The organism is Algoriphagus sp. A40 (genome assembly GCF_002002735.1).
Lineage (GTDB): Bacteria > Bacteroidota > Bacteroidia > Cytophagales > Cyclobacteriaceae > Algoriphagus.
The window spans coordinates 133,529-156,493 of sequence record NZ_MUNY01000034.1 but is presented as its reverse complement, the minus strand read 5'-3'; the positions used below and the strand labels follow the sequence as shown (position 1 = coordinate 156,493).

The 22,965-nt window shown below is 43.4% G+C and carries 21 protein-coding genes; 17 read left to right on the top strand and 4 right to left on the bottom strand.

The window, feature by feature from the left end; all coding sequences use genetic code 11:
* Nucleotides 1–274: 274 nt before the first annotated feature.
* On the bottom strand, nucleotides 275–2,437 hold the full coding sequence (locus tag B0E43_RS24875; protein WP_077346537.1) for a glutamine synthetase III: 2,163 nt from the start codon (nucleotides 2,435–2,437) through the stop codon (nucleotides 275–277).
* A 233-nt stretch (nucleotides 2,438–2,670) separates the two neighbouring features.
* Between B0E43_RS24875 and mtaB the strand changes: the two genes are divergently transcribed.
* The 8 genes from mtaB (at nucleotide 2,671) to B0E43_RS24835 (ending at nucleotide 11,834) form a co-directional block, all read left to right on the top strand.
* Complete coding sequence (mtaB, locus tag B0E43_RS24870; RefSeq protein ID WP_077346535.1) at nucleotides 2,671–3,990, top strand: tRNA (N(6)-L-threonylcarbamoyladenosine(37)-C(2))-methylthiotransferase MtaB; 1,320 nt, start codon at nucleotides 2,671–2,673, stop codon at nucleotides 3,988–3,990.
* A 305-nt stretch (nucleotides 3,991–4,295) separates the two neighbouring features.
* A complete protein-coding gene (tnpA, locus tag B0E43_RS24865) occupies nucleotides 4,296–4,745 on the top strand; it encodes an IS200/IS605 family transposase (RefSeq protein WP_077346533.1) in 450 nt (149 codons plus the stop codon).
* Nucleotides 4,746–5,306: 561 nt separating this feature from the next.
* Nucleotides 5,307–7,319, top strand: a complete 2,013-nt coding sequence (locus B0E43_RS24860; RefSeq protein ID WP_077346532.1) for an alpha-amylase family glycosyl hydrolase — start codon at nucleotides 5,307–5,309, stop codon at nucleotides 7,317–7,319.
* A 39-nt stretch (nucleotides 7,320–7,358) separates the two neighbouring features.
* Nucleotides 7,359–8,579 (top strand): STAS-like domain-containing protein, encoded by a 1,221-nt coding sequence (locus B0E43_RS24855; protein WP_077346531.1) that lies wholly within the window; start codon nucleotides 7,359–7,361, stop codon nucleotides 8,577–8,579.
* Between the two features lie 108 nt (nucleotides 8,580–8,687).
* A complete protein-coding gene (locus B0E43_RS24850; protein ID WP_077346530.1) occupies nucleotides 8,688–9,443 on the top strand; it encodes a hypothetical protein in 756 nt (251 codons plus the stop codon).
* A 306-nt stretch (nucleotides 9,444–9,749) separates the two neighbouring features.
* Complete coding sequence (locus tag B0E43_RS24845; protein ID WP_077346529.1) at nucleotides 9,750–10,145, top strand: DUF1801 domain-containing protein; 396 nt, start codon at nucleotides 9,750–9,752, stop codon at nucleotides 10,143–10,145.
* Between the two features lie 415 nt (nucleotides 10,146–10,560).
* Nucleotides 10,561–11,277, top strand: a complete 717-nt coding sequence (locus B0E43_RS24840; protein WP_077346525.1) for a DUF899 domain-containing protein — start codon at nucleotides 10,561–10,563, stop codon at nucleotides 11,275–11,277.
* Between the two features lie 125 nt (nucleotides 11,278–11,402).
* Nucleotides 11,403–11,834: a DUF1801 domain-containing protein gene (locus B0E43_RS24835; RefSeq protein WP_077346524.1), complete on the top strand. Its 432-nt coding sequence runs from the start codon at nucleotides 11,403–11,405 to the stop codon at nucleotides 11,832–11,834.
* Nucleotides 11,835–11,977: 143 nt separating this feature from the next.
* Here B0E43_RS24835 and B0E43_RS24830 read toward each other — a convergent pair whose 3' ends face one another.
* Complete coding sequence (locus tag B0E43_RS24830; protein WP_077346522.1) at nucleotides 11,978–12,652, bottom strand: DUF4468 domain-containing protein; 675 nt, start codon at nucleotides 12,650–12,652, stop codon at nucleotides 11,978–11,980.
* A 326-nt stretch (nucleotides 12,653–12,978) separates the two neighbouring features.
* Between B0E43_RS24830 and B0E43_RS24825 the strand changes: the two genes are divergently transcribed.
* The 4 genes from B0E43_RS24825 (at nucleotide 12,979) to B0E43_RS24810 (ending at nucleotide 15,806) form a co-directional block, all read left to right on the top strand.
* Nucleotides 12,979–13,221 carry a hypothetical protein gene (locus B0E43_RS24825; protein WP_077346518.1) on the top strand — a complete coding sequence of 81 codons (243 nt, stop codon included), beginning with the start codon at nucleotides 12,979–12,981 and terminating at the stop codon, nucleotides 13,219–13,221.
* Nucleotides 13,203–13,517, top strand: coding sequence for a type II toxin-antitoxin system RelE/ParE family toxin (locus tag B0E43_RS24820; RefSeq protein WP_077346516.1), 315 nt, complete (start codon nucleotides 13,203–13,205; stop codon nucleotides 13,515–13,517). The genes B0E43_RS24825 and B0E43_RS24820 overlap by 19 nt, the downstream gene beginning before the upstream one ends.
* Before the next feature lie 196 nt (nucleotides 13,518–13,713).
* Nucleotides 13,714–15,138, top strand: coding sequence for a DUF3748 domain-containing protein (locus B0E43_RS24815; protein WP_139352639.1), 1,425 nt, complete (start codon nucleotides 13,714–13,716; stop codon nucleotides 15,136–15,138).
* A 119-nt stretch (nucleotides 15,139–15,257) separates the two neighbouring features.
* Nucleotides 15,258–15,806 carry a VanZ family protein gene (locus B0E43_RS24810; protein ID WP_077346512.1) on the top strand — a complete coding sequence of 183 codons (549 nt, stop codon included), beginning with the start codon at nucleotides 15,258–15,260 and terminating at the stop codon, nucleotides 15,804–15,806.
* Between the two features lie 12 nt (nucleotides 15,807–15,818).
* Here the strand turns inward: B0E43_RS24810 and B0E43_RS24805 are convergent, their stop codons facing one another.
* A complete protein-coding gene (locus tag B0E43_RS24805) occupies nucleotides 15,819–16,106 on the bottom strand; it encodes a hypothetical protein (RefSeq protein ID WP_139352638.1) in 288 nt (95 codons plus the stop codon).
* Here B0E43_RS24805 and B0E43_RS24800 point away from each other — a divergent pair.
* From B0E43_RS24800 to B0E43_RS24780, 5 genes are all read left to right on the top strand, one after another.
* Entirely contained in the window at nucleotides 16,093–16,470 is a 378-nt protein-coding gene (locus tag B0E43_RS24800) for a nuclear transport factor 2 family protein (RefSeq protein WP_077346509.1), read from the top strand. The two genes, B0E43_RS24805 and B0E43_RS24800, sit on opposite strands and share 14 nt — an antisense overlap.
* Before the next feature lie 175 nt (nucleotides 16,471–16,645).
* A complete protein-coding gene (locus tag B0E43_RS24795) occupies nucleotides 16,646–17,080 on the top strand; it encodes a hypothetical protein (protein ID WP_077346508.1) in 435 nt (144 codons plus the stop codon).
* A 220-nt stretch (nucleotides 17,081–17,300) separates the two neighbouring features.
* Nucleotides 17,301–18,251, top strand: coding sequence for an NmrA/HSCARG family protein (locus B0E43_RS24790; protein ID WP_077346507.1), 951 nt, complete (start codon nucleotides 17,301–17,303; stop codon nucleotides 18,249–18,251).
* A 188-nt stretch (nucleotides 18,252–18,439) separates the two neighbouring features.
* Entirely contained in the window at nucleotides 18,440–19,321 is an 882-nt protein-coding gene (locus B0E43_RS24785) for a pirin family protein (RefSeq protein WP_077346505.1), read from the top strand.
* 4 nt (nucleotides 19,322–19,325) lie between these two features.
* The gene (locus B0E43_RS24780) at nucleotides 19,326–19,739 is read left to right on the top strand and encodes an OsmC family protein (RefSeq protein WP_077346504.1); all 414 of its coding nucleotides are present in this window, start codon (nucleotides 19,326–19,328) and stop codon (nucleotides 19,737–19,739) included.
* Between the two features lie 788 nt (nucleotides 19,740–20,527).
* Here B0E43_RS24780 and katG read toward each other — a convergent pair.
* The gene (gene katG / locus B0E43_RS24775) at nucleotides 20,528–22,795 is read right to left on the bottom strand and encodes a catalase/peroxidase HPI (protein ID WP_077346500.1); all 2,268 of its coding nucleotides are present in this window, start codon (nucleotides 22,793–22,795) and stop codon (nucleotides 20,528–20,530) included.
* Nucleotides 22,796–22,965: the final 170 nt, after the last annotated feature.

Genomic DNA, 22,965 nt, shown 5'->3' with positions numbered 1-22,965 from the left:
GTGTTTAAACAGATATATTATTTTCATTTTTTGCCAAAACATTCAATTATATTTTGAGAAACTGGCTAAAAAAAAACAAAAAAACAGTAGCGTCTAGTCGAACATAATCGAAAAATCAATTCCACATATCCAACCGTCCAAATGGCCTCCTGTTTGATCCCATTTTCAATCAGAAACCAGTAAAAAATTCCGAATTAATTCCCTTCGTATTGGGGAAAAACAAAAAAAGCCATCCTTTTTGGGGATGGCTTTGACTTAATCAAATGATCGAATATTAACGGATAAACAACAGCTCTCTGTACTTTACAAGAGGCCAGCTTTCGTCATCCACCAACAGCTCTAGTTTGTCAACTGCATACCGGATTTTGTCGAAATAGGCTTCTTTTACCTCTTTTTGGTAAGCTTTTGCACGCTTCACGATGTCATCCTCTTTGTTGAGTTTCTTACGAGTCTCTACCATTGCAGTCACATTAGATTTCAAAGATTCCAAGTGCTTGGACACTTCTTTGATCGTCTCAACAGCAGCTGAATTATCCAAGCTCAAACCTTTAAGACCGTTAGCGTTTTCGATCAGTTTGTTTTGGTAAAGGATCGCAGTAGGAATGATGTGGTTCAAGGCAAGGTCACCCATCACACGGCTTTCGATCTGCACCTTTTTGATGTAGTCTTCCAGCATGATTTCATGACGGGCATGAACTTCAATGTGGTTGAGGACATTGTGACGCTCATAAAGTTCCTTGGTGGCTTTCTTTTCGTAAATATCAAGCGCTTCAGGAGTTGATTTCAGGTTAGAAAGTCCTCTTTTCTCAGCTTCCTTGGCCCACTCGGCAGAGTAACCGTCGCCTTCGAATCTTACTTTCTTCGAATCCTTGATGTATTTTCTCAAGACATTGACGATGGCAATCTTTTTCTCCTTGCCGGCGTTCATTTCTTTCTCGATGTCCTTGATCATGCCTTTCAAAACCTCAGCAACGATCACGTTCAGTGTAGTCATTGGGAGACCACAGTTTGCAGAAGAACCTACAGCACGGAATTCAAATTTGTTTCCGGTGAATGCAAACGGAGAAGTTCTGTTTCTGTCGGTGTTGTCCAGGATGATTTCAGGGATCTTGGAGATTCCCAATTTCATATACATGTTGTCACCTTTTTCGATCTTGATGTTGCCGTTTTTCTCCAGCTCATCCAAAACGTCACTAAGCGTACCACCCAAGAAAACAGACATGATCGCAGGAGGAGCTTCATTGGCACCCAATCTGAAATCGTTGCTTGCAGAAGCGATGCTCGCTCTCAACAAGTCTGAGTGATCATAAACGGCCTTTACGGTTGCAACCAGGAAAGTCAAAAACTGGAGGTTTTCCCTCGCAGAGTTGCTTGGCTGAAACAAGTTGACTCCTGTATCGGTAATCAAAGACCAGTTGTTGTGCTTGCCTGAACCATTGACACCTGCAAATGGCTTCTCGTGGAACAACACTTTCAAAGAATGTTTCTCGGCCACTTTGTCCATCAAATCCATCAAAAGCTGGTTGTGGTCAACTGCCTTGTTGATTTCTTCATAGATAGGAGCAACTTCAAATTGGCCCGGTGCCACTTCATTGTGACGGGTTGACAATGGAATTCCAAGCTTATGAGCTTCAATTTCGAAATCCACCATAAAATCCTTCACTCGGGTAGGAATAGAACCAAAGTAGTGATCTTCCAATTGCTGACCTCTGGCTGGGCTGTGACCAAACACGGATCTGCCGGCCATCACCAAGTCAGGACGGGCTGCAAATAAGGCTTTGTCCACTACAAAGTATTCCTGCTCGATACCCAATGAAGGGCTCACCTTTCTTACGTTACGGTCAAATAGCTGGCAAACTTCAACTGCTGCATCATTGATAGCCTCCATCGACTTCAACAGAGGAGTCTTGTAATCCAAGGCCTCACCGGTATAGGACACGAAGATGGTCGGGATACAAAGGGTTTTTTCGAAAATAAAAATTGGAGAAGAAGGATCCCAAGCGGTATAACCTCTTGCTTCAAATGTCGAACGGATACCACCATTTGGAAAAGAGGAAGCATCGGGCTCCTGCTGAACCAAAGCTGAAGCTTTGAATTTTTCAATTCCCGCATACATATCAAAGAATGAGTCGTGCTTCTCGGCAGTCGAGCCTGTCAAAGGCTGGAACCAGTGCGTAAAGTGAGTAACACCTTTAGAAAGTGCCCAGGTTTTGACAGCAGTAGCTACTTCTTCAGCAGTTGACGGATCAATTTTTGTCCCTTTGTCAATTGCTTCCATTACTTTTTTAAATACTGAAGGCGCCAAAGCCTCTTTCATTCGACCGTTGCCAAAGACGTTGGTACCAAAATATTCCGAAATTTTAGGAGACGGAGGAGTTACAGTTACCCGCGGTCTCGCCTGAACCATTCCCAGGGCTTGTTGTCTAAGTGTTGCCATTTCTACAATAAGAGGTTTAATATTACACCCACAAAAATAGAAAAATATGTATGTGAAAAAGACTTCACCCTGTTTTTGGAGTCTTTTTTTAAAAAATTTCCACTTTTTTCAATAAAACATGATGATTTGGAATCCATTTGGCCAAAAAAAGTGCCTTTTGGAGGTGAAAATTGGAAAATTGAAAAAAGCCAGCGATTAATTACCTTTGTGATCTCAATATCTGGAGCGCAATTGTGAAAAAAGTAGCCTTTTATACACTGGGTTGTAAGCTAAACTTCTCGGAAACTTCCACAATCGGTAGACAATTTGAAGAAAAGGGCTATCTGAAAGTCGATTTTCAGGAAAATCCCGACATTTTCATCATCAACACCTGCTCGGTCACCGAGAATGCCGACAAGAAGTGTAAGAAAATCGTCAAAGAGGCTAAAAAGATCTCCCCTGACTCTTATGTAGCGATTATTGGCTGCTATGCGCAATTGAAACCCCGCGAAATCTCCGAAATCGAAGGTGTCGATGCTGTTTTGGGTGCTGCCGAGAAATTCCGTCTGATCGAACTCCTCGATGACTTTGCAAAAGTCCAGGAGACAAAGGTACTGGCCTCTGAAATCACCGAAGCCAGATCTTTCAACAACGCTTATTCTATCAATGATCGCACCCGGACTTTTCTCAAAGTTCAGGACGGCTGTAATTATGGTTGTGCTTTCTGCACCATTCCGCTAGCCCGAGGGAAAAGCCGCAGCAATACCATCGAATCAGTCCTGGCTTCAGCCCGGGAAATCGCCGCATCAAATGTCAAAGAAATCGTCCTGACCGGAGTGAATATCGGTGACTTCGGCATTGTGGACGGTAAGCGGGAAGAGCGGTTTGCGGATTTGGTTTATGCTTTGGATGAAGTGGAAGGCATCGACAGGTTCCGCATCTCCTCCATCGAGCCCAACCTGCTGACCAATGAAATCATCGAATTTGTGTCCAGATCCAAGCGTTTTGTTCCGCACTTTCATATTCCGCTTCAGTCTGGCTCCAACACTATTCTAAGGAAGATGGGCCGCCGGTACCTACGCGAACTCTATGTGGACCGGGTCACCAAGATCAAAACACTGATGCCCGATGCATGTATCGGTGTGGATGTGATTGTTGGGTTTCCCGGTGAGACCGAGGAGCTATTCCTGGAAACTTATAATTTTTTGAACGAATTGGACATCTCTTATCTCCATGTGTTCACTTATTCGGAGCGAGCCAATACCCGAGCTGTGGAAATGGATGGTATTGTTCCTTTGAAAAAGAGGAATGAACGCTCCAAAATGCTTCGGATTCTTTCTGAGAAAAAGAGAAGAAAATTCTACGATGAAAATCTGGGGAGGACATTCACAGTCCTGTTTGAAGAAGACATTGAGGACGGTAAAATGCACGGATTCACCCAAAACTACATCCGTGTCGCCGCCAAATACGATCCGATGCTGATTCACGAACTGAAGGAAGTCACACTTGACTCCATCAACTCTGCAGGAAATGTGGAAGTTCGGGAGCCGGAGATGGTGTATGAGAAGCATTAGGCAGATTTTATAATTGGTTTCACCCCTTCGGGGCTCTTATCTGTAGGTTTTTCTCTTACCTCCGGCTCCTTTCAGTCACGGAGGTCATGGAAAGTGACGATCCTTCGGATCTTTCTTCAAGCTAAGCCACTACTTAGAAAAAATGCTCCTTCGGAGACTTGGCTCCGAAGGAGCCATACTTTTCATAACCGCGGGCGACAGCCCGTGGTAGTGAAATGCAATACCATCGGAGCCCCGAAGGGGTGAAACTCATTTTTATTTACATCCATTTTTTCTAAATTCAACTCACTCAAAATCTATTTTTTATGAGTTCTTACCGGCAACTGTTCTACCATATCGTATTTCATACAAGAGGAGCCGAAAAAACAATTGATGATATCCATAGTAAAGAGCTATACAACTATATCTGGGGAATTGTAAAAAACAAAAATTCAAAGCTTTACCAGATAAATGGAATTGAAGACCACATTCACATGTTGGCCGATATTCACCCCACAATTCCTGTTTCTGATTTTGTGCGGGATGTAAAATCGTTTTCCAGCAGCTGGATGAAGCAATCTGGATATTTTCAAAAATTTAAAGGATGGGCAGAGGGGTTCGGCGTATTTACAGTTTCCTATAAAGAAAAGGATATGATAATTGGCTATATCAAAAAGCAGAAAGAACATCATAAGTCTTTCTCTTTTGAGGAAGAGTATAGAAATCTACTCTTGGAGCAAGGGATAGCAATAGATGAGAAATACTTTTTAAAGTAATATCACCCCTTCGGGGCTCTGATCTGTAGGTTTTTCTCTCACCTCCGGCTCCTTTCAGGCACCGGAGGTCATGAAAAGTGATGATCCTTCGGATCTATATTATCATAATACTGGCCTTGTGCTTTATCAGTGACAATAGGTTGGTGCTTCCAGCTCCGAAGGAGCCTAACCATTCATGACAGCGGGCGTTAGCCCGTGGTAGTGAAATACATTACCATCGGAGCCCCGAAGGGGTGAAATTCGTTCTTAGATCAGTGAAGTCTTCACCCCTTCGGGGCTCCGGTAATCTTCTTTCTTCCCTTACCCCCGGCTCCTTTCAGTCACCGGAGGTCATGAAAAGTGACGATCCTTCGGATCTTTCTTCAAGCTAAGCCACTACTTAGAAAAAATGCTGATTCGGAGACTTGGCTCCGAAGGAGCCTAACCATTCATGACCGCGGGCGGTAGCCCGTGGTAGTGAAATAAAATACCATCGGAGCCCCGAAGGGGTGAAACTTTATGAGTTCAACTTCCAATCCTGACATTTTTTCCTAATTTCATCAAATCCAAAACCCACTTTTTGTGAGCCAAAAACCTTTAGCCCTTGTCACCGACGAACCTTGGTTGGAGTCCTTCGCTCCGGTGATCCAAAAGCGCCTGGATAAGTTTCATTCAGCTTTGAGGGCAATCAACGATTTTTCGGGTAGCATTCTCGAATACGCCAGAATGCACGAATACTACGGCATCCAATTCGACAAGCTGAGAAATGGCTGGACTTACCGGGAGTGGGCTCCTGCTGCAAAGCAGCTGTACCTCATGGGAGACTTCAACTGGTGGGATCGCCATTCCCACCCCATGCGCCAAAACCACCGGGGAGATTGGGAGATTTTCCTGCCTTTTGAGGAATACAAAAACACCTTTGTACACCAAAGCAAGATCAAAGTCCGAGTCTTAGGTGCCAATGACACCGATCTGGATCGGATTCCTGCTTATATCCGAAGGGTGGTCCAAGACGAAGCGACGCACGACTTTGCAGGACAGCTTTGGTTTGCGCCCGAAGCCTTTTCTTGGTCGGATCATGCCTTTTCTCTCCAGGAAGCGGCCGCCATGCCGCTGATCTATGAAGCGCATGTGGGCATGGCCTTGGAGGAGGAAAAGGTGGGTACCTACCGGGAATTTGAAGAACTGATCCTGCCCCGCATCCAAGCCGCTGGCTACAATGCCATCCAACTCATGGCGGTGATGGAGCATCCCTACTACGGCTCATTCGGCTATCACGTCTCCAATTACTTTGCGCCGACCTCCCGCTTTGGGACGCCGGAGGAGCTCAAGTCCTTGGTCAACACGGCCCACAACATGGGCATCGCCGTGATCATGGACATCGTACATTCCCATGCGGTCAAAAATGTAAATGAAGGCCTCAACGAATTTGACGGAAGCGATCATCAATACTTCCATCCCGGAGACCGGGGCTATCACGAGGGCTGGGATTCCAAGCTTTTCGACTACGGCAAATGGGAGGTGCAGCAGTTTTTGCTCTCCAACATCCGCTATTGGCTGGAGAAGTTTCATTTCGACGGCTTCCGGTTTGACGGAGCCACGTCCATGCTCTACCATCACCACGGGCATGTGACCTTCGATTCGGCGGAGAAATACTTCGATGCGGGAGTAGATGAGGATGCAGTACTCTACTTCCAGCTTGCAAATACTCTTATCCACGGGTTAAAACCAGTGGCAATGTCAATAGCAGAAGAAGTCAGCGGCATGCCGGGCCTTTGCCGAAAAGTCGAAGACGGCGGGATCGGTTTCGACTTCCGGCTGGCCATGGGTGTGCCTGACTTTTGGATCAAAACCCTCAAGCACAAGCTGGACGAGCAGTGGGACATGTTTGAGCTCTGGCATGAGTTGAGCAACCGGCCCAAGAAGGAAAAGTCCATCGCCTATGCCGAGAGCCATGACCAGGCACTGGTTGGCGACAAAAGCATCGCCTTCTGGCTGATGGACAAGGAGATGTACTTCTCTATGACTGTGCTGGAGCAAAATCTGGTAGTCGATCGGGGCATCGCCCTGCACAAAATGATCCGCATGATCACGCTGAGCTTGGGCGGCGAGGGCTACCTCAACTTTATCGGTAACGAATTCGGGCATCCCGAGTGGGTGGACTTTCCGCGACTGGGCAACGACTGGAGCTACCAACATGCCCGTCGTCAATGGTCTCTGGTCGATGATCCCCTCCTACGCTATCAGCAGCTCGATCTTTGGGACAAAGCCATGATCCAGCTCGCCAAGGATCACCAACTACTCTCCACCCCTCCCGCAGTCCAGCTCTACCTGGATCCGGATAAGAAAATCATCGCATACGAGCGGGGAAATCTGGTTTTCATCTTTTCCTTTCACCCGACCGAGTCCTTCTTCGGATTCCCGATCCGCATGCCCGCTCAGGGCAACTATTGTATTAAATTGCATTCGGATGAAAAAGAATACGGCGGCTTTGATCGGCTGGACAAGGCCATCGTCTATGGTACCGACTCGGATCAGGTCGCCAATCTGTATATCCCAAATCGGGTGGTGATGGTGATGGAGAGGAAGTATTAATTTTTAGAAAATAAGTAGGGAATTATTTAAAAGTTAGAAATGACATTATATAGAGAATTAGACACAATTCAATTCAATGATTTGACACATCCAAAGGATGTGAGTGATTTTCTTAAAGCGATACATTTTGGGAAAAAGGCAGGTTTTGAAGAATTTAAAGTCGATTTTTCAAACACTAAAGCTGCTTTTCCAAACGCCGTGGTTCCAATTTCAGGACTAATCGACTTTTACAATAATAACGGAGTTCCAATCAAAGAAATTGGTGAAAGTCCAATTGTTAAGGCAGTTCACTTACTTGACCCAATAATTGTAAAATCTGAAAGAGAGCTATATTCAATGAACTCACTAAACAAGGTATTTAAGTTCACAGATTCCAGCCATGTTTTCTGGTTGGTAAACTCAATGTTAGATGAGCTAAATAGCAGTGATAAATTTGAAAAAGGAGTTCTTGAAGGCCTTGAATGGTGTTTAAATGAGGTAATGGATAATGTTATTCAACATTCAAATTCTAATTGCGGTTTTGTAATGGGACAAATTCACAAGTCGAGTAAACATGTAGCTTTTACTGTTTTTGATGCGGGTCGTGGCATTTACAATTCGCTCAAAAATTCATCATTTAATCCTAGAACTCCTGCTGATGCGTTGACATTAAGCCTTCAAGAGGGAGTAACAAGAGATAAAAAAATTGGTCAGGGAAATGGCATGTATGGCCTTAGGAGAATTATTGAAAATAATGAGGGAAGTTTGACTCTTACCTCTAATTCTGCTTCCTACTTTCTTAAAGGAAATAAAGCTGAGATTTTTGACCGGATACCTACCTTGTCTAGGGAACAAGGATGTGCAATTGTTGACTTTCAGCTTGATTATGAAAAAAATGTCTCAATCGCAGACGCTTTGAAATTCAGCGGAAAATCATATGAACTTGTTAATTTGAAAATTGAAGAACTTGAAAATGACAAAGGTGAAATTGAATTTAATTTACTCCAAAAGTCTTCTGGATTTGGAACGAGACAAGCTGGGGAGCGAATAAGAAATCAGCTATTAAACATTCATCAGCAATCAAATCAAGTAATAGTGATTGATTTTAAAGGTGTTGAACTTATCTCATCCTCTTTCGCCGATGAATTATTGGGTAAATTGGTAGTTGAGTTTGGCTTTTTTGGATTTAACAATCTGATCAGAATGCGAAACATGAATAGCCTTGTTCAAAGTATTGTTCAAAGATCAGTTGGACAAAGAATGGCGGAATCCATTGAATAGTCATCTTTAGCAATATTAAACTGTCACCTCTATAAGTTAGAAACTTAAGCCAAACTAAAAGAGAAAAGTTAAAATCCAAACTATTAATACATAAAATCAACACCTTATATGAGTTATATAAAAAAACATAGTAAGCATGGAGAGATTTATGGAGCAATTTTAATCCTAGAATCAGAATTAATTAATTTTTTTTCTTTCTTATCGCAACACTTTGGTGAAGTTAAAATAAATGGAAAGACTAAAGATGGTACCAACATAAGTTTCTCGAGTCTCGGAGAGTTTACTTCATATTCAAATTTTGAGAAAAGGAAAATTATTGAATTTGAATTATCCTGCTCAGAAACAGATCAATCAGTTGATATAAAATTTCAGAATGAGAGAGGGATTTTTAAACCTAAAACACTCAAGTACAATCTTCGATATAACAATCAGGATTGGGGATTTAAGTTTGAAGATGATTTAAGGCAAGAACTTAAAGAGTTTAGACCCTACTATAATTACTTGACTTTTTTAGATCTAACATTTGGACTACCTTTATTATTAGCTGCAATCTTAACTTTTATTTTTTCCTTAGATTATCTTTTGAAATTTTCTGGTCTCATTGGTTTCCTAAAAGTTGAATATATTTATACTAATACCAGTCAATCGAGTTGGATAATTGGTGTTGCTTGGTGTATTCCAATTTTCTTATTTAGTTATTCACTAAATTTATTTAGAAACTACCTTTTTCCGGTTCTTTTCATTGCCACAGGAAAACAAATTAAAGAATATCAAAAAAAGAAAACAATAGCTTACATAATTTTCGGGATATTCCTTATGGGAATTGTAATAAATTTAATATCTGATCTAATAAAGATAAACTAGCATTTTTCAATTATTCCCCGCTAGGCGTAGTCCACTTCTATTAAGTCTTGAAGTTCAATTTGACGCTGCGTGGAATTTTCCTCCCCTGCATGCCGGCCTAAGCCTAAAACAATCCACCGGATTGTTTCTTCACGGCTTATCCTACCCTCCTATCCCTTCGAAGTTACAATTCGATCAATTTCTCATCACAAATCCGCTTGTCAAGGTGTAGCTTATATTTACCCAGCTCCGAACTTGGGTTGTAATTGACTTGGACTTAGCTAAATTTAAAGAAACACGGGAAATACAATTAACTAATGAAAAACGATGAAAACAACCAATCTAAATCCTGAGGTTTCTGACTTTTTAAACGAGCAAAACCACCCGTTTAGAAAAGAAATTGAGCTATTGAGGAATTGTATTTTGTCGGCGAATGATGGCCTGACTGAAAATATAAAATGGAATGGACCAAATTATTGTTTTGGCAACGAAGACAGAATTACCATGAGAATTAATCCGCCAAAACAAGTTCAGTTAATTTTTCATAGAGGGGCAAAAAAGCAGGAAATACCCAAAGACAGATTGATATCAAACAAAAGCAAAATGTTAGTTTGGAAAGAGAATGACAGGGCCGTTGTAACATTTAAAAGTTTGAAAGACATTGAAAATGGAAAAACCGAATTGACTACCCTAGTAAATGAGTGGATAGAGGCAACGAAATAAAAATCACTGACGCTGGGTGAATTTGCAATTCGATCCTTTTCCCAATCCAAACATCCGCTAACCCCACTTCAGAACCTACTCGGCTCTGTTCCGAACCTACTCAGTTCACCTTTTTACTAAACCAGTTCAGTTCGGAACTCAGTCAGTTCAGTTCCGAAGTGGGGAGGGGTACTTCGGAAGTACCCCCCTCCGACTTAGGAAGCCCCCTAGACAGTCTGACTTTTCCATCTATTTCCCCGAATCTTTTCCAAGGTCCAGCAAACCCAAACTGTCGGAATCCACCCCCACATTGTCGTTTTTTCACTGCCTGATTCTTACAATTCCGAAATAACTTCAGGACAGAAAGGGACCCCTGTCCCGCAAACTTCAACTGCTTAAAAACATCAGAAAACCACAAGATCAAAACTATAGCACTATGGACAATCGGGCGATTCCAACTATCGTAAGCAGAAAGCAATGGCTTGAGGAGAGAAAATCACTTCTGGAAAAAGAAAAAGAAGCGACCAGGCAGCTGGACGCCGTGAGGGCGGCACGGAGAAGGATGCCCATGGTGAAAGTTGAAAAAAAATATCGCTTTGAAGGCCCCGATGGAGGGGTCTCGCTGCTGGATTTGTTTGAAGGCCGGTGGCAACTTATAGTTCACCATTTCATGTATTTTGACGAGCCTTCTAAGTTTTGTCCGGGATGTTCTTTGGAAGCCAATCAAAACTACAACCGGGTACTTTTGGAAAAGCTGCACCAAAAGAACGTGACCTTAGTGGCCATCAGCCGGGCTCCACAGGAAAGAATTCTCCGGGAAAAAGAAAAAAACAGCTGGGATTTTCCATTTTATTCTTCGCAAAACAATGATTTCAATTATGATTTCCAGGCCACTCTGGATCCGAAAAGAAACATGGAATACAATTATCAGGGGATCGATATAAAATTCCTTAAAGATTACGAAGGTGACCTTCCCGGCAAAAGCATTTTCCTGCGGGACGGGGATTCGGTTTACCATACCTACTCGGCCTTTGCCAGAGGAACGGACCTGTTGGGCACCCACTACAACTACCTGGATTTGACTCCCTATGGCAGGCAGGAATCTTGGGAAAGTTCTCCAAAAGGCTGGCCGCAAAATCAGACCTATCAGTGACAGAGAAAAAACCAAAGGGCATTGGGCCATTCTCAAAACATGCTATCCCTTCGAATTTGCAATTCGATTTCCCAAAGTCCCCAGCTGCTATCCCTAAGGCGGCTTGATATTTAAGAAAGGAAACCATGAACATCCCATACCAAATCAAAGCGTATATCAACAGTCAACCTGAATCCAAGAGGGTGGATCTTGAAACACTGCACAATCGTATTCTTCAACTTTTGCCCAAATCCAGATTATGGTTCTTTGATGGTAAGGACGAGAAGGGGAAAGTGGTCGCTAATCCCAACATTGGCTATGGTTTTCAAACGATCCACTATGCTGACGGAAAAACCAAAGATTTTTATCAATTGGGTATCAGTGGAAACACAACCGGGATTTCAGTTTATATCATGGGTATTCAAGACAAAAACTATTTGCCAAATACCTATGGAAAAACCATCGGTAAGGCAAATGTAACGGGCTATTGCATTAAGTTCAGAACTTTGAAGGATATCAACCTTGAAATCCTTGCCGAAGCGATCCAAGACGGAGTTGAAAAAACAACGACTCGCTAAAACGGTTTTGCGTCATCCTTGGACTTGGTGGAATTTGCAATTCCACCCTAATATCCTTACGGATTTGCAATCCGATATAATTTCTCAATAAGGTATCAACCCATCAATCCCTTTCTATTCTGTTCAATTTGGAGTCGGACTTTTCACCAATCCTCTTTCAGTTCCTTTTCAAAATAAGGCTTCAAGCCCTGCAAAAATCGATAGGCATTCAGGTCAAGCTCATCCAAGAGAATGCTTCGATTGACTTGAGCGAGTTTTTCGGCTTTTTTCGGCTTTTGCCTGGAGTAGATTTGCTCATAGCGTTCATAGTCTCGGATAAGATCAAGGATGGGGCTTTCGTTGTAAATAATCCCCGCTTCAGGTAAGGCTTCATTTATTACCTGCAGGTTGTCTATTGTCACACGGATACGTCCGGGACGGCTTTCTATCTTCAGTGTATGCCCCGTACGCTTCACTACCACTGTCTTTTGGGTTCCAAAAAACCGGTAATACACATCCGACATCACGGTGAAATTCCCCTTCACCACCACCAGCCCCGTGACCGGATCCGTGACATCGATGACGGTCTTGGCACTCTTATAGTACTCGCTGACATAGCGCAACGCGATACCGAAAAGCTCAGTCTGATCCGCATCAGAAAAGTCAAACACCTCCTGATACATCACTGATCCATCCTTCATCGGAAAATCAGGAAGTAAGAGCGGTTCGGGAATATCCCGGGCAGAAGCCCCGCTCTGCGGATACATATTGTCATCCTGCCCATAGCCCATCAGCGCAAAGCCAAGACAAAAAGCAATCAAAAAAACTGTCTTTTTCATAGTTAGACTGGTTAGTAAGGACAATTTAGGTAAAATCTACCTATCACCCCCATCAAGGCGTAGTCTACTTCATTTTGGCTTGAAGTTCTTTGACGCTGGGTACAATTTGCCCTCCATGAAAGCAGGCCCCCGCTAGGCGTAGTCTACTTCGATTGTACTCTGAAGTTCGATGGATGCTGTGTGGAATTTGCAATTCCACCCCTCTATCTTTTCGAATTTGCAATTCGCTTTCTTCCAGACTCCCTCCTAGTCCTTCGGTTTTTGATTTCAGTTTTCGATGAAGAATCCAAAAATTTTGGATATTTAAACTAGCAAACTGAAAATTCATGGCAACTCTTGATCAAATCAAAAGTGGATTAATCGAAAAAATCCTGACTATTTCGAATAGGGAGTTTCTGGAAGCCTTGGACACACTGATTTCAACCGGTAGATCCAATGCAACCCCAGTAAAGCTTTCCGACGCTCAGAAAACAATGCTTGAAATTAGCGAGGAAGATATCAAGACCGGAGAATTGATTTCACAGGAAGCCATGGATAAGCGAAATCTAGAATGGCTCAGCGAGCTGTAGTCTGGACAAAAACTGCCGATATCCAATTTGCAGGTGTATTGGAATATTGGTTCAAAAGAAATCGGTCAACCACCTATTCGAAAAAACTTGTCCGACTTGTTGCCTCGATAACACACCAAATAGCCAAAACACCTGAAATTTTTGAAGCTACCGAGTTTAAAGACACCCGAGTGGCACCTTTGGAAAACTTCAGCATTTTTTATAAAATCTTAGACACACAAATCATCATTACTGCATTTTGGGACAACAGACAAGATCCCGGAAAACTTTTAAAAATTTTGCAAAAAAGCCCCTAAAATAAAGTTCCAACTCATCGAAATCTATTCTCTATTTGTCTTTGGATCCAATTTAAGCTGAGCGCAATTTGCGATAACCAATGGTTTCAATTCCACCCTCCTTTCTTCTAATTTCCAATCCGACACTAGCCTAAAAACCCGAAAGTCCCCTATTCCTACAGAATACGCTTTTGACTGAGTGAACCAAAAAATCAACATGATTAACAGCTTCCATCGGGATTTGCCTTTGCCCTTGATCCTGGCAGTTTCAATGCTCTATGCCTCTTATTTGAACGGCTTTTCCCAAACCATTCCAACCTTGGGTTTTGAAGAAAAGCAGATGACTTTTGATCCCAACGGCCATTTCATCAACCAACGCCAAGCAATTTCTCCCACTGATCAATGGGTGGTGTACGATGGGAGAAATGCAGGAACCAGTCTGGGAGAAGTTGGAATCATTGGATTGCTGGATTTGACCAGCGGGGAGCAAACTAAAGTGTATGAATTGGCGAATCAGACCCCTTTTGGGCCGGGAACTGGTGCGGCAATTTTTCACCCAAATCGTGAGGAAGTCACCTTTATCCATGGCTTGATGAATGCGGACCAAGCCTTTCCTTACCATATTTTCCGAAGGTCAGGTATGGCTTTAGACTTGACTCAAAAGGACCATCCGGTCCTGTTTGCTCAGGAAGCGCGTGATGTGAGAGTACCTTTCACACCCGGTGCACTTCGGGGTGGTACTCATGCACACAGTTACAGCGGAGACGGAGAGTGGATCAGCTACACCTACAATGATGAAGTGGTGGAAAAAGTCGGTTTTGAAAATACTGCTATTCGGGAATTGAGGACCATCGGCTTTATGATGCCTGGCAAGGTTGTCCAAATCAAGGACATTACCGGACCTGAGGAATTTTCCGGAAGCAAATTTTCCATTTTGGCAGCCCGAGTCACACCCAACCCACAGCCGGGAAGTGATGAGATTCAAAAAGCTTATGAAGAAACCTGGCTCGGATCCGATGGATATACCAATGAAAAAGCTGAAAAAGTGCAGCATGCTCTGGCTTTTTTTGGTGATCTCAAGACAAAGGATGGTAAGTTGATCAAAGAGATTTTTATTTCAGATCTTCCTAATGACCCAAACCTATTGCTCAATGCAACTGGTTTGGAAGGAAGTCCAAGCACACTTCCGGAAGTGCCAGCAGTCATCCGGCAGCGAAGGCTGAGCCATACAGAAGACAGAAAATATCCAGGTCTGCAGGGTCCTAGGCAATGGTTGAGATCCAGCGTGGATGGAGCATACATTTATGCTTATATGAAGGATGAAAATGGCATAGTGCAGCTTATGGAGATTTCTTCAAAAACAGGAAAACTTCGCCAAATCACTTCCAATTCTTTCTCCTCTGACACCTCTTTTAGCTTAAGTCCCGATGAGAAATATTTGGCTTATGGAGCCAAAGACCAACTGTATCTGACTGAAGTGAGTTCTGGAAAAACCCAAAAAATCGGGGATGAACCAAAGGCCGAATGGAGTGATCTGAGGAATATCAATTGGTCTCATTCGGGAAAATTCATCGTTTATAACAGGACAGTAAAAAGTGAAGGGGGAAGTTATTTTCAGATTTTCCGATTGGATATTCGATAAAAACCGTGGGATACGAATTCTGCTTTTGGAAATGAAACACCAACTTGGCTTCCCCATTTCCATCTTTCGGCATTGCCCTTGCAGCCGAATCAGCTACCTGAAAATTTTAGCCGCTTCCCATGAAACCCCTGCTAAAACCAACCCAATTAACCCTTGCACTTTTTGCCGTTTACCTGATAGCTATCTATTGGATCATTGTGCTGAAATTCAATATCAGTGCCTACCATGATCGGATAGAGCGAAGCATCAACCTTATTCCCTTCCGGGAGGCGCTCCTTTACCAGAGCAAAATGGATCTGAATGAGATTCTGTTGAATGTTTTTATATTCATTCCGCTCGGGCTCTATATGGGGATATTGGGGGAAAAATGGGGTATCGGTAAAAAAGTGGTCCAATTTTTCTCGCTCAGTTTCTTGTTTGAATTATCCCAATATATCTTAAAAGTCGGGGCATTTGATGTCACGGATCTGATCAACAATACGGCAGGCGGAATGCTGGGACTGCTGATGTATGCAGGGCTTGAAAGAGCATTTCAGGGCAGGATAAAAGCTCAAAAATTCATCAACATTATATGTCTAATAGGCACAATTATGATTTTCTCCTTTCTTATTTTTCTGAAAATCAACAACCTGTGGATTTTTAGGATGCAGCTGCTCAACCAGGGATAACCAGCTCATTGATTAATTCATGAAAACATTTGAGAGAAATTTAACCTGAAAATTCTTTCGAATTTGAAGTTTACAAAGCCATGGTCTTTTTGGTAAATCGGGCACTAATTGATTATGGCAATCCGTTACAATCAGCTCTGGCATTTTCTTCTTTAACTCTGGCATTTTCTTCTTTAACTCTTTGTTTATCCAATGACACCCATTCCCTGTTCTTTTTAAATTAGAAGAAACAAAGAATAGTCTCCAAGTCCAAAGAAATCCACTTTCGCCAAGTCCTCCAATTCCCATGAAACTCAGCATCCCACCCGATTGTGGAAACTCCACAAAAAAGAAACACCTCGCAGACCTTACCGCTTTTTTTGCCTCCTATGCCATCCCTGAGGCAATGGAGTTTCTGACTGAGGATGTGATCTGGACGTTGGTTGGGGACAAACCAATCCAAGGAAAAGAGAATTTTGCCGCGGCCTTGAGGGAAATGAGCGATATCAAAGCCACTGAACTGACCATTCACCAACTCATCACCCACGGGAAAGAGGCTGCTGTAAGTGGGGAAATGGTAATGGAAGACGGGAAAATTTATGGCTTTTCGGACTTTTATTCCTTCACCAGTCCCGGAGCAAAAAAAGTCAAATCAATAAGATCCTATGTAATTCAATTGAAATAAAAACGTGGCTCGATCCAATCTATCCCACTTTTTTGTGGGAATCGGAAATTCCCAAACCTTCGGGATTTTTCAAATCTTTAACCAAGATAATACCCACTTCTTTTAACTTTATATAGTCATTTTCAGAGAGTAACATTCTGAAATTCAGTTTTTAACATTAAAATCACTTTTCACCATGAGCTCCATAAAAGACAGTGTCAGTTTACCTGAAGAAACCCTGACCAAAGAAGAATTCGACCGTTTGACTTTTAGTGCGGGAGTAAGTATGGTCTTTGATCCTGCGGAAAAACTATACAAAGTGACCTTTAATGAGCGGTGCTGGGAGGAAGTTTACGACCCAGTCTGGAAAGGCGAATGCGTCACAAACAGTGAAAAACAAATCGAGTTTCTGGTAGAACTTTGGTACAGGTTGAACCCTGACGGTTCCTGGACCTGCATCAAGGGAAAACGCGAATCTATTCAGGTTTTCATTGTTTCCTCGGAGTATTGCAAAAAAGAACGTGAATTTGTCCTGAGCAAATTAACTGAAACCCGGATTCTGACTGAACCCAAATTCTATCAAAGGTTTAATTTCGAAAATGGGGATTCGGTCTGGAAAAGTGTACCCTGAACAGCTCAATTTCTCTTAAAATTTTATGATAGCCGGAAACCAAGCAGGATTGAACCTGATTTTGCAAAAATCCAAAATAGTTAAGCTCTTGTTATCAGGCCTTTGTTAAGCCTCATATTCCATCTAAATTCCTAAGGACAAAGCAGATTCAGCTAAAATTCTCTGAACTTCCAGTTCTTTTTTGAGTTTTTTCTTCACATCATAAACCCAATTTTCAATCATGTCACAAAAAAAGATTATTACTGTATTTGGGGCCACAGGGGCACAGGGTGGCGGATTAGCACGGGCAATCCTCAGCGATCCCAACAGCGAGTTTTCGGTTCGGGCTGTCACCCGAGATGCCTCTTCCGATAATGCAAAAATCCTCGCCGCATTAGGTGCCGAAGTGGTCGAAGCAGATCTGGCACATCCTGAAAAAGTATTGGCTGCCATGAAAGGCGCATATGGGGCATTTTGCGTCACTTTTTTCTGGGCTCATTTTTCTCCGGAGCAGGAAGGTACCGAGGCCAAATGCATGGCCGAAGCAGCAAAAGCTGCCGGAGTGAAACACGTGATTTGGTCCACTTTGGAAGACACTCGATTGTCCGTTCCGCTTCATGACGACAGCATGCCTACTTTGATGGGGAAATACAAAGTGCCGCATTTTGATGCCAAGGGCGAATCCAACCGGTATTTTATTGAGACTGGGGTTCCTACTACATTTTTGCTTACCTCATTCTATTGGGAAAACCTGATCTATTTTGGGATGGGACCCAAACGGGGCGAAGATGGAGCGCTTGCTATCACTTTCCCAATGGGAGGTAACCGACTCAGCGGAATTTGTGCAGAAGATATCGGCAAATGCGCCTATGGAATTTTCAAAAAAGGTCCGGAAATGATCGGAAAAACAGTGGGCATTGCGGGCGAGCACATTACCTGCGAAAACATGGCCAAAGCCTTGACCAAAGAATTGGGTGAAGAAGTACGATACAATGCCATCCCTGCTGAGGTTTTTCGCAGTTTTGGATTTCCAGGCGCGGAGGATTTGGGAAACATGTTTCAGTTCTATGATGTGTTTGAACAAGAGTTTACTGAAGCCAGAGATATCGCTGCTGCCAAAGAATTGAATCCGGAATTGATGTCCTTTGAACAATGGCTAGCAGTCAATGCCAAAAAGCTACCCATTGATTAAATTCTGGATTTAAAAAACTGCATTTAATAGATAGCCCGACTCCATGAGTTCGGGCTTTCTTTTACACCAAAAAGTCCATTGTATTATTTCTAAATACCGAAGCCCAAAGTTTATTAATTGCCCTTGATTACTTGAGCTAAATGCGATTTGATTATTTTAGAAAACCACAATGAATTAAGCCAATCCTTATGTCAAATATCCAACTCATCATAGAAGAACGTGCAGCCGACATCGGTAAATTTCTGGTAGGCCGTCTACTGCCTTTCCGCCAAAAGCGGGTGATTGGACCTTTTATTTACATTGACCATATGGGTCCAGTCAAGCTGAATGAGCGGGAACAAATGGATATCCGACCTCATCCCCATATCGGGCTGTCGACGCTTACATTCTTGTTTGAAGGAAGCATCATGCATCGGGACACATTGGGAAATGCCGTGGAAATCCATCCCGGAGCAGTCAATTGGATGACTGCAGGAAAGGGAATCGTTCATTCCGAGAGGACACCCGACCGTTTGCGTCACGAAGATAAAACCATGCATGGACTTCAGATTTGGGTGGCGCTTCCCAAGCATCTGGAACAAATGGATCCTGAGTTTTTTCATGTCGAGGCAGAAAATCTCCCTGCTTGGACTGAGGACGGTATAGAATTCAAACTGGTGGCAGGTAAAGCTTTTGGACATCGCTCCCCTGTGCCGGTTTACAGCAACTTATATATGCTGGAGATCAAAAGCAGTGAAAGAAAAGTGGTAAACATTGGCGAGCATCTCTTTGGAGAAAGTGGTTTGTACATTTTGGAGGGTAGAATCGAAAGTGATGGAAATAGCTTCGGACCCAAACAGATTTTAGTCGCCAAAGACAGTACCCTTTGCGAATTTACTATTGAGGAGGGAAGTACGATTTACATTTTCGGCGGCGACCCATTTCCGGAAGAACGGTTTATCGACTGGAATTTTGTCTCCTCCAGCAAGGAATTGATACAAGAAGCAAAGGAAAAATGGGATGCCCAGCTATTTGACAAAATCCCGGGAGACGAGGTTGAATTTGTACCTTACCCAACACTCAAAAAATAGACCCATGGCCAAAATAACCTCAAGTATTAAAAAAGAACAGTTCAAAACCGAGCTCCATTCGCCTTCCGGAAATGTGCTGATCGCTGACGAACCGATTGCCGTGGGCGGAAAAAACCTGGGCTTTTCACCCTCAGAATTGCTGGCCTCAGCACTGGCTGCCTGCACCAGCGCGACACTCCGAATGTATGCCGACCGAAAAGGCTGGCCGCTCGATGAGGTGAAAATAGACCTGGAGTTGCGGTTTATACGGGAGGAAAACCGAACCGAAATCGAACGGAAAATTACGCTTCTAGGCAATCTGGACGAAAAGCAAACCGATCGGCTTTTGGCAATCGCTAATGCCTGCCCGGTACATAAAATGCTCAGTAATCCGATCGCGATCGACACAAAGCTGTCGCTCCAAAAGTCCGAAGGTTAGGAAGTTTTTGATTTTAAACATTCCAATTTTAAACACCAAACCAGAAAGCAACAACCTTCGAGATCCCAAAAACCTCAACCATTGCCCTAAGAAAAGCTTCAGCTATTCCTCTCTGTGATCTCAAAAGAGGCTTGAAAGTGGAAGATCTTCCAAAGTTCTAACAAGCCCAATACCCGTTTTTAGACATTTCTCTGCGAAACTCTGCGGTAAAAATCCTTTGCGACCCTTCGAGTACTTTGCGGTAAAAAGTAAAAACCTTCGAGGTCCCCAAAACCTCAAAGGTTACCCCAAGAAAAGCGTCAGCTTTTCCCCTATGTGAACTCAAAAAATGCTTGTTGTGGTAAAAAACCTTTGCGTCCCTTCGGGTGCTTTGCGGTTGATTTTTCCCACTGATATTCACAGAAAAAGTCACAGATTCCTTTGGGTCCTTCGCTGTAAAAAAACCTTCGAGGTTCTAAAAACCTCAAAGGTTACCCCAAGAAAAGCTTCAGCTTTTCCCCTCTGTGAACTCAAAAAAGGATTGTTAGGGCTTCAACAACTGAAGTTCAAACTTCGGCTGAGAATTCTTTTTAGATAGTTCTCTGTGAAACTCTGTGGTAAAAAATGCTTTTCGGCAAAAATAAAAAACCTTCGAGGTTTCCAAAACCTCAAAGGTTAGCCCAAGAAAAGCGTCAGCTTTTCCCCTCTGTGAAACTCTGGGGTAAAAAAATTCTGTCTTAGTGCCTTGGTGGCTAAAAAAAAGCGGTCCCTTTTGGAACCGCTCTATCAAACTATCAAAACCTAGGATATTAAGCCAGATCGAAACGATCCAGATTCATCACCTTATTCCAAGCAGCTACGAAATCTGTGACAAACTTCGCCTTGCCATCTTCGCAACCATACACTTCAGCGATTGCTCTCAGTTCTGAATTTGATCCGAAGATCAGGTCAACGCGGGAAGCAGTCCACTTTGGTTCGCCGGAAACTCTATCACTTCCTACGAAGAGATTTTGAGTATCGGTAGTCGCTTTCCAAGTGGTGCGCATATCCAACAGATTTTTGAAGTAATCGTTGGTCAAAGTCTCAGGATTGGAGGTAAACACCCCATGTCTGGACTTATCAAAGTTGGCATTCAAGACTCGCATACCACCTACCAAGACAGTCATTTCAGGTGCTGTCAGATTCAAAAGCTGTGCTTTATCTACCAGCATTTCTTCAGCGGTAGCCATGTTTTTAGCATTGAAATAATTGCGGAAACCGTCTGCTTTTGGCTCCAAGAAGGCAAAAGAATCAACTTCTGTATCTTCCTGAGATGCATCCATTCTTCCTGGAGTAAATGGCACAGAAACATGGAATCCAGCGGCTTGAGCGGCTTTTTCGATAGCTGCTACACCACCCAAGACGATCAGATCAGCCAAAGAGACTTTCTTGCCTCCGCCGGCGGTAGAATTGAATTCACCTTGGATGCTCTCCAGCGTTCCCAAAACTTTGGAAAGCTGAGCTGGATTGTTTGCTGCCCAGTTTTTCATAGGCTCCAGACGAATGCGTGAACCGTTTGCTCCGCCGCGCTTGTCAGACCCTCGGAAAGTAGATGCAGAAGCCCATGCTGTAGAAACCAATTCAGAAATAGTAAGTCCGGAAGCCAAAATATTGGCTTTCAAACCTGCAATGTCATTGGCGTCTGCCAATTCGTGATTTACCGCAGGAATAGGATCCTGCCAGATTAGATCTTCAGCCGGAACCTCTGGACCCAGGTAACGGGACTTTGGTCCCATGTCACGGTGCGTCAGTTTGAACCAAGCTTTTGCAAAAGCATCAGCAAATTCATCAGGGTTTTCCAAGAAATGTCTGGAAACCTTCTCATAAGCAGGATCAATTCGAAGTGCCAAATCAGTTGTCAACATGAAAGGCTTGTGGAATTTGCCAGGAATGTGCGCATCAGGGACGATGGCCTCGGCATTTTTGGCTTCCCATTGGTGAGCACCAGCCGGGCTTTTAGTCAATTCCCAATCATGGGCAAACAAAAACTTAAAGAAATCATGGCCCCATTTGGCTGGAGTTGAAGTCCAGGCACCTTCAAGTCCAGAAGTGATCGTATCTGCGCCTTTGCCGGAACCATAGGTGTTTTTCCAGCCCAATCCCATCTCCTCGATTGTTGCGCCTTCAGGCTCAGGCCCTACAAATGCCTTAGGATCTGCTGCTCCGTGCGTTTTGCCGAAGGTGTGTCCACCTGCAATCAAGGCTACTGTTTCGTAGTCGTTCATAGCCATTCGGCCAAAAGTCTCACGGATATCATGTGCCGCAGCTTTTGGATCAGGCTGGCCTTTCGGTCCCTCAGGATTCACATAGATCAAGCCCATGTGAGACGCTCCAAGCGGCTGCTCCAATTCACGATTGCCGCTGAATCTTTTATCATCACCCATCCATTCGGCTTCAGATCCCCAATAAACATCCTCAGCCGGCTCCCAGACATCAGCACGTCCACCCGCAAAACCGAAGGTTTCAAAACCCATCGTTTCAAGGGCGACGTTCCCAGTCAGGATCATCAAATCCGCCCATGAAAGCTTCCTGCCATATTTCTGTTTGATTGGCCAAAGGAGCAGGCGTGCTTTATCCAAGTTGGCATTGTCAGGCCAGCTGTTGAGAGGTGCGAAACGCTGCGTGCCAAAACCTGCACCACCTCGTCCGTCATGGACTCGGTAAGTACCTGCACTATGCCAGGCCATCCTGATCATAAATGGGCCATAATGACCGTAATCCGCCGGCCACCATTCCTGAGAAGTCTGAAGGGTGTCTGCAATGTCATTTTTTACTTCAGCCAGGTTGAGCGTTTTAAACTCTTCAGCATAATTGAACTCCTCTCCCATCGGATTGGAGAGCGAAGAGTGCTGACGCAAAATATTCAATTTCAACTGGTTTGGCCACCAGTCACGATTCCTTGGTCCTGCTCCAGCGGCTTGAGAAAGCTGGCCATTGTGGAAAGGACATTTGCTGATATCCCCACCTTTGCCATGTGGATTGTTGCTGTCGTCATTGACCTCATCAAGGATCGAGTCATTTCCGTTGTTACTGCTCATAGTATGAATTAGTTTGATTTTTAGTAGTAGAATATCAAATTTAACGATTACTCTGTTTATTTAAATTATTTTTCGATTGATAAAAACTATGACTCTTGTCATTAAAAAGCCGATTTTTTTGGTGGAATTCAGGAAATCAGGTTAGAGCCACCTTTAACGGACAAAGCAAA

Coding starts and splice junctions, on each gene's coding strand:
- B0E43_RS24875 (WP_077346537.1), bottom strand. CDS start 2,437: ATGGCAACACTTAGACAACAAGCCCTGGGAATGGTTCAGGCGAGACCG.
- tnpA (WP_077346533.1), top strand. CDS start 4,296: ATGAGTTCTTACCGGCAACTGTTCTACCATATCGTATTTCATACAAGA.
- B0E43_RS24855 (WP_077346531.1), top strand. CDS start 7,359: ATGACATTATATAGAGAATTAGACACAATTCAATTCAATGATTTGACA.
- B0E43_RS24850 (WP_077346530.1), top strand. CDS start 8,688: ATGAGTTATATAAAAAAACATAGTAAGCATGGAGAGATTTATGGAGCA.
- B0E43_RS24845 (WP_077346529.1), top strand. CDS start 9,750: ATGAAAACAACCAATCTAAATCCTGAGGTTTCTGACTTTTTAAACGAG.
- B0E43_RS24840 (WP_077346525.1), top strand. CDS start 10,561: ATGGACAATCGGGCGATTCCAACTATCGTAAGCAGAAAGCAATGGCTT.
- B0E43_RS24835 (WP_077346524.1), top strand. CDS start 11,403: ATGAACATCCCATACCAAATCAAAGCGTATATCAACAGTCAACCTGAA.
- B0E43_RS24830 (WP_077346522.1), bottom strand. CDS start 12,652: ATGAAAAAGACAGTTTTTTTGATTGCTTTTTGTCTTGGCTTTGCGCTG.
- B0E43_RS24825 (WP_077346518.1), top strand. CDS start 12,979: ATGGCAACTCTTGATCAAATCAAAAGTGGATTAATCGAAAAAATCCTG.
- B0E43_RS24820 (WP_077346516.1), top strand. CDS start 13,203: ATGGCTCAGCGAGCTGTAGTCTGGACAAAAACTGCCGATATCCAATTT.
- B0E43_RS24815 (WP_139352639.1), top strand. CDS start 13,714: ATGATTAACAGCTTCCATCGGGATTTGCCTTTGCCCTTGATCCTGGCA.
- B0E43_RS24810 (WP_077346512.1), top strand. CDS start 15,258: ATGAAACCCCTGCTAAAACCAACCCAATTAACCCTTGCACTTTTTGCC.
- B0E43_RS24800 (WP_077346509.1), top strand. CDS start 16,093: ATGAAACTCAGCATCCCACCCGATTGTGGAAACTCCACAAAAAAGAAA.
- B0E43_RS24805 (WP_139352638.1), bottom strand. CDS start 16,106: ATGCTGAGTTTCATGGGAATTGGAGGACTTGGCGAAAGTGGATTTCTT.
- B0E43_RS24795 (WP_077346508.1), top strand. CDS start 16,646: ATGAGCTCCATAAAAGACAGTGTCAGTTTACCTGAAGAAACCCTGACC.
- B0E43_RS24790 (WP_077346507.1), top strand. CDS start 17,301: ATGTCACAAAAAAAGATTATTACTGTATTTGGGGCCACAGGGGCACAG.
- B0E43_RS24785 (WP_077346505.1), top strand. CDS start 18,440: ATGTCAAATATCCAACTCATCATAGAAGAACGTGCAGCCGACATCGGT.
- B0E43_RS24780 (WP_077346504.1), top strand. CDS start 19,326: ATGGCCAAAATAACCTCAAGTATTAAAAAAGAACAGTTCAAAACCGAG.
- katG (WP_077346500.1), bottom strand. CDS start 22,795: ATGAGCAGTAACAACGGAAATGACTCGATCCTTGATGAGGTCAATGAC.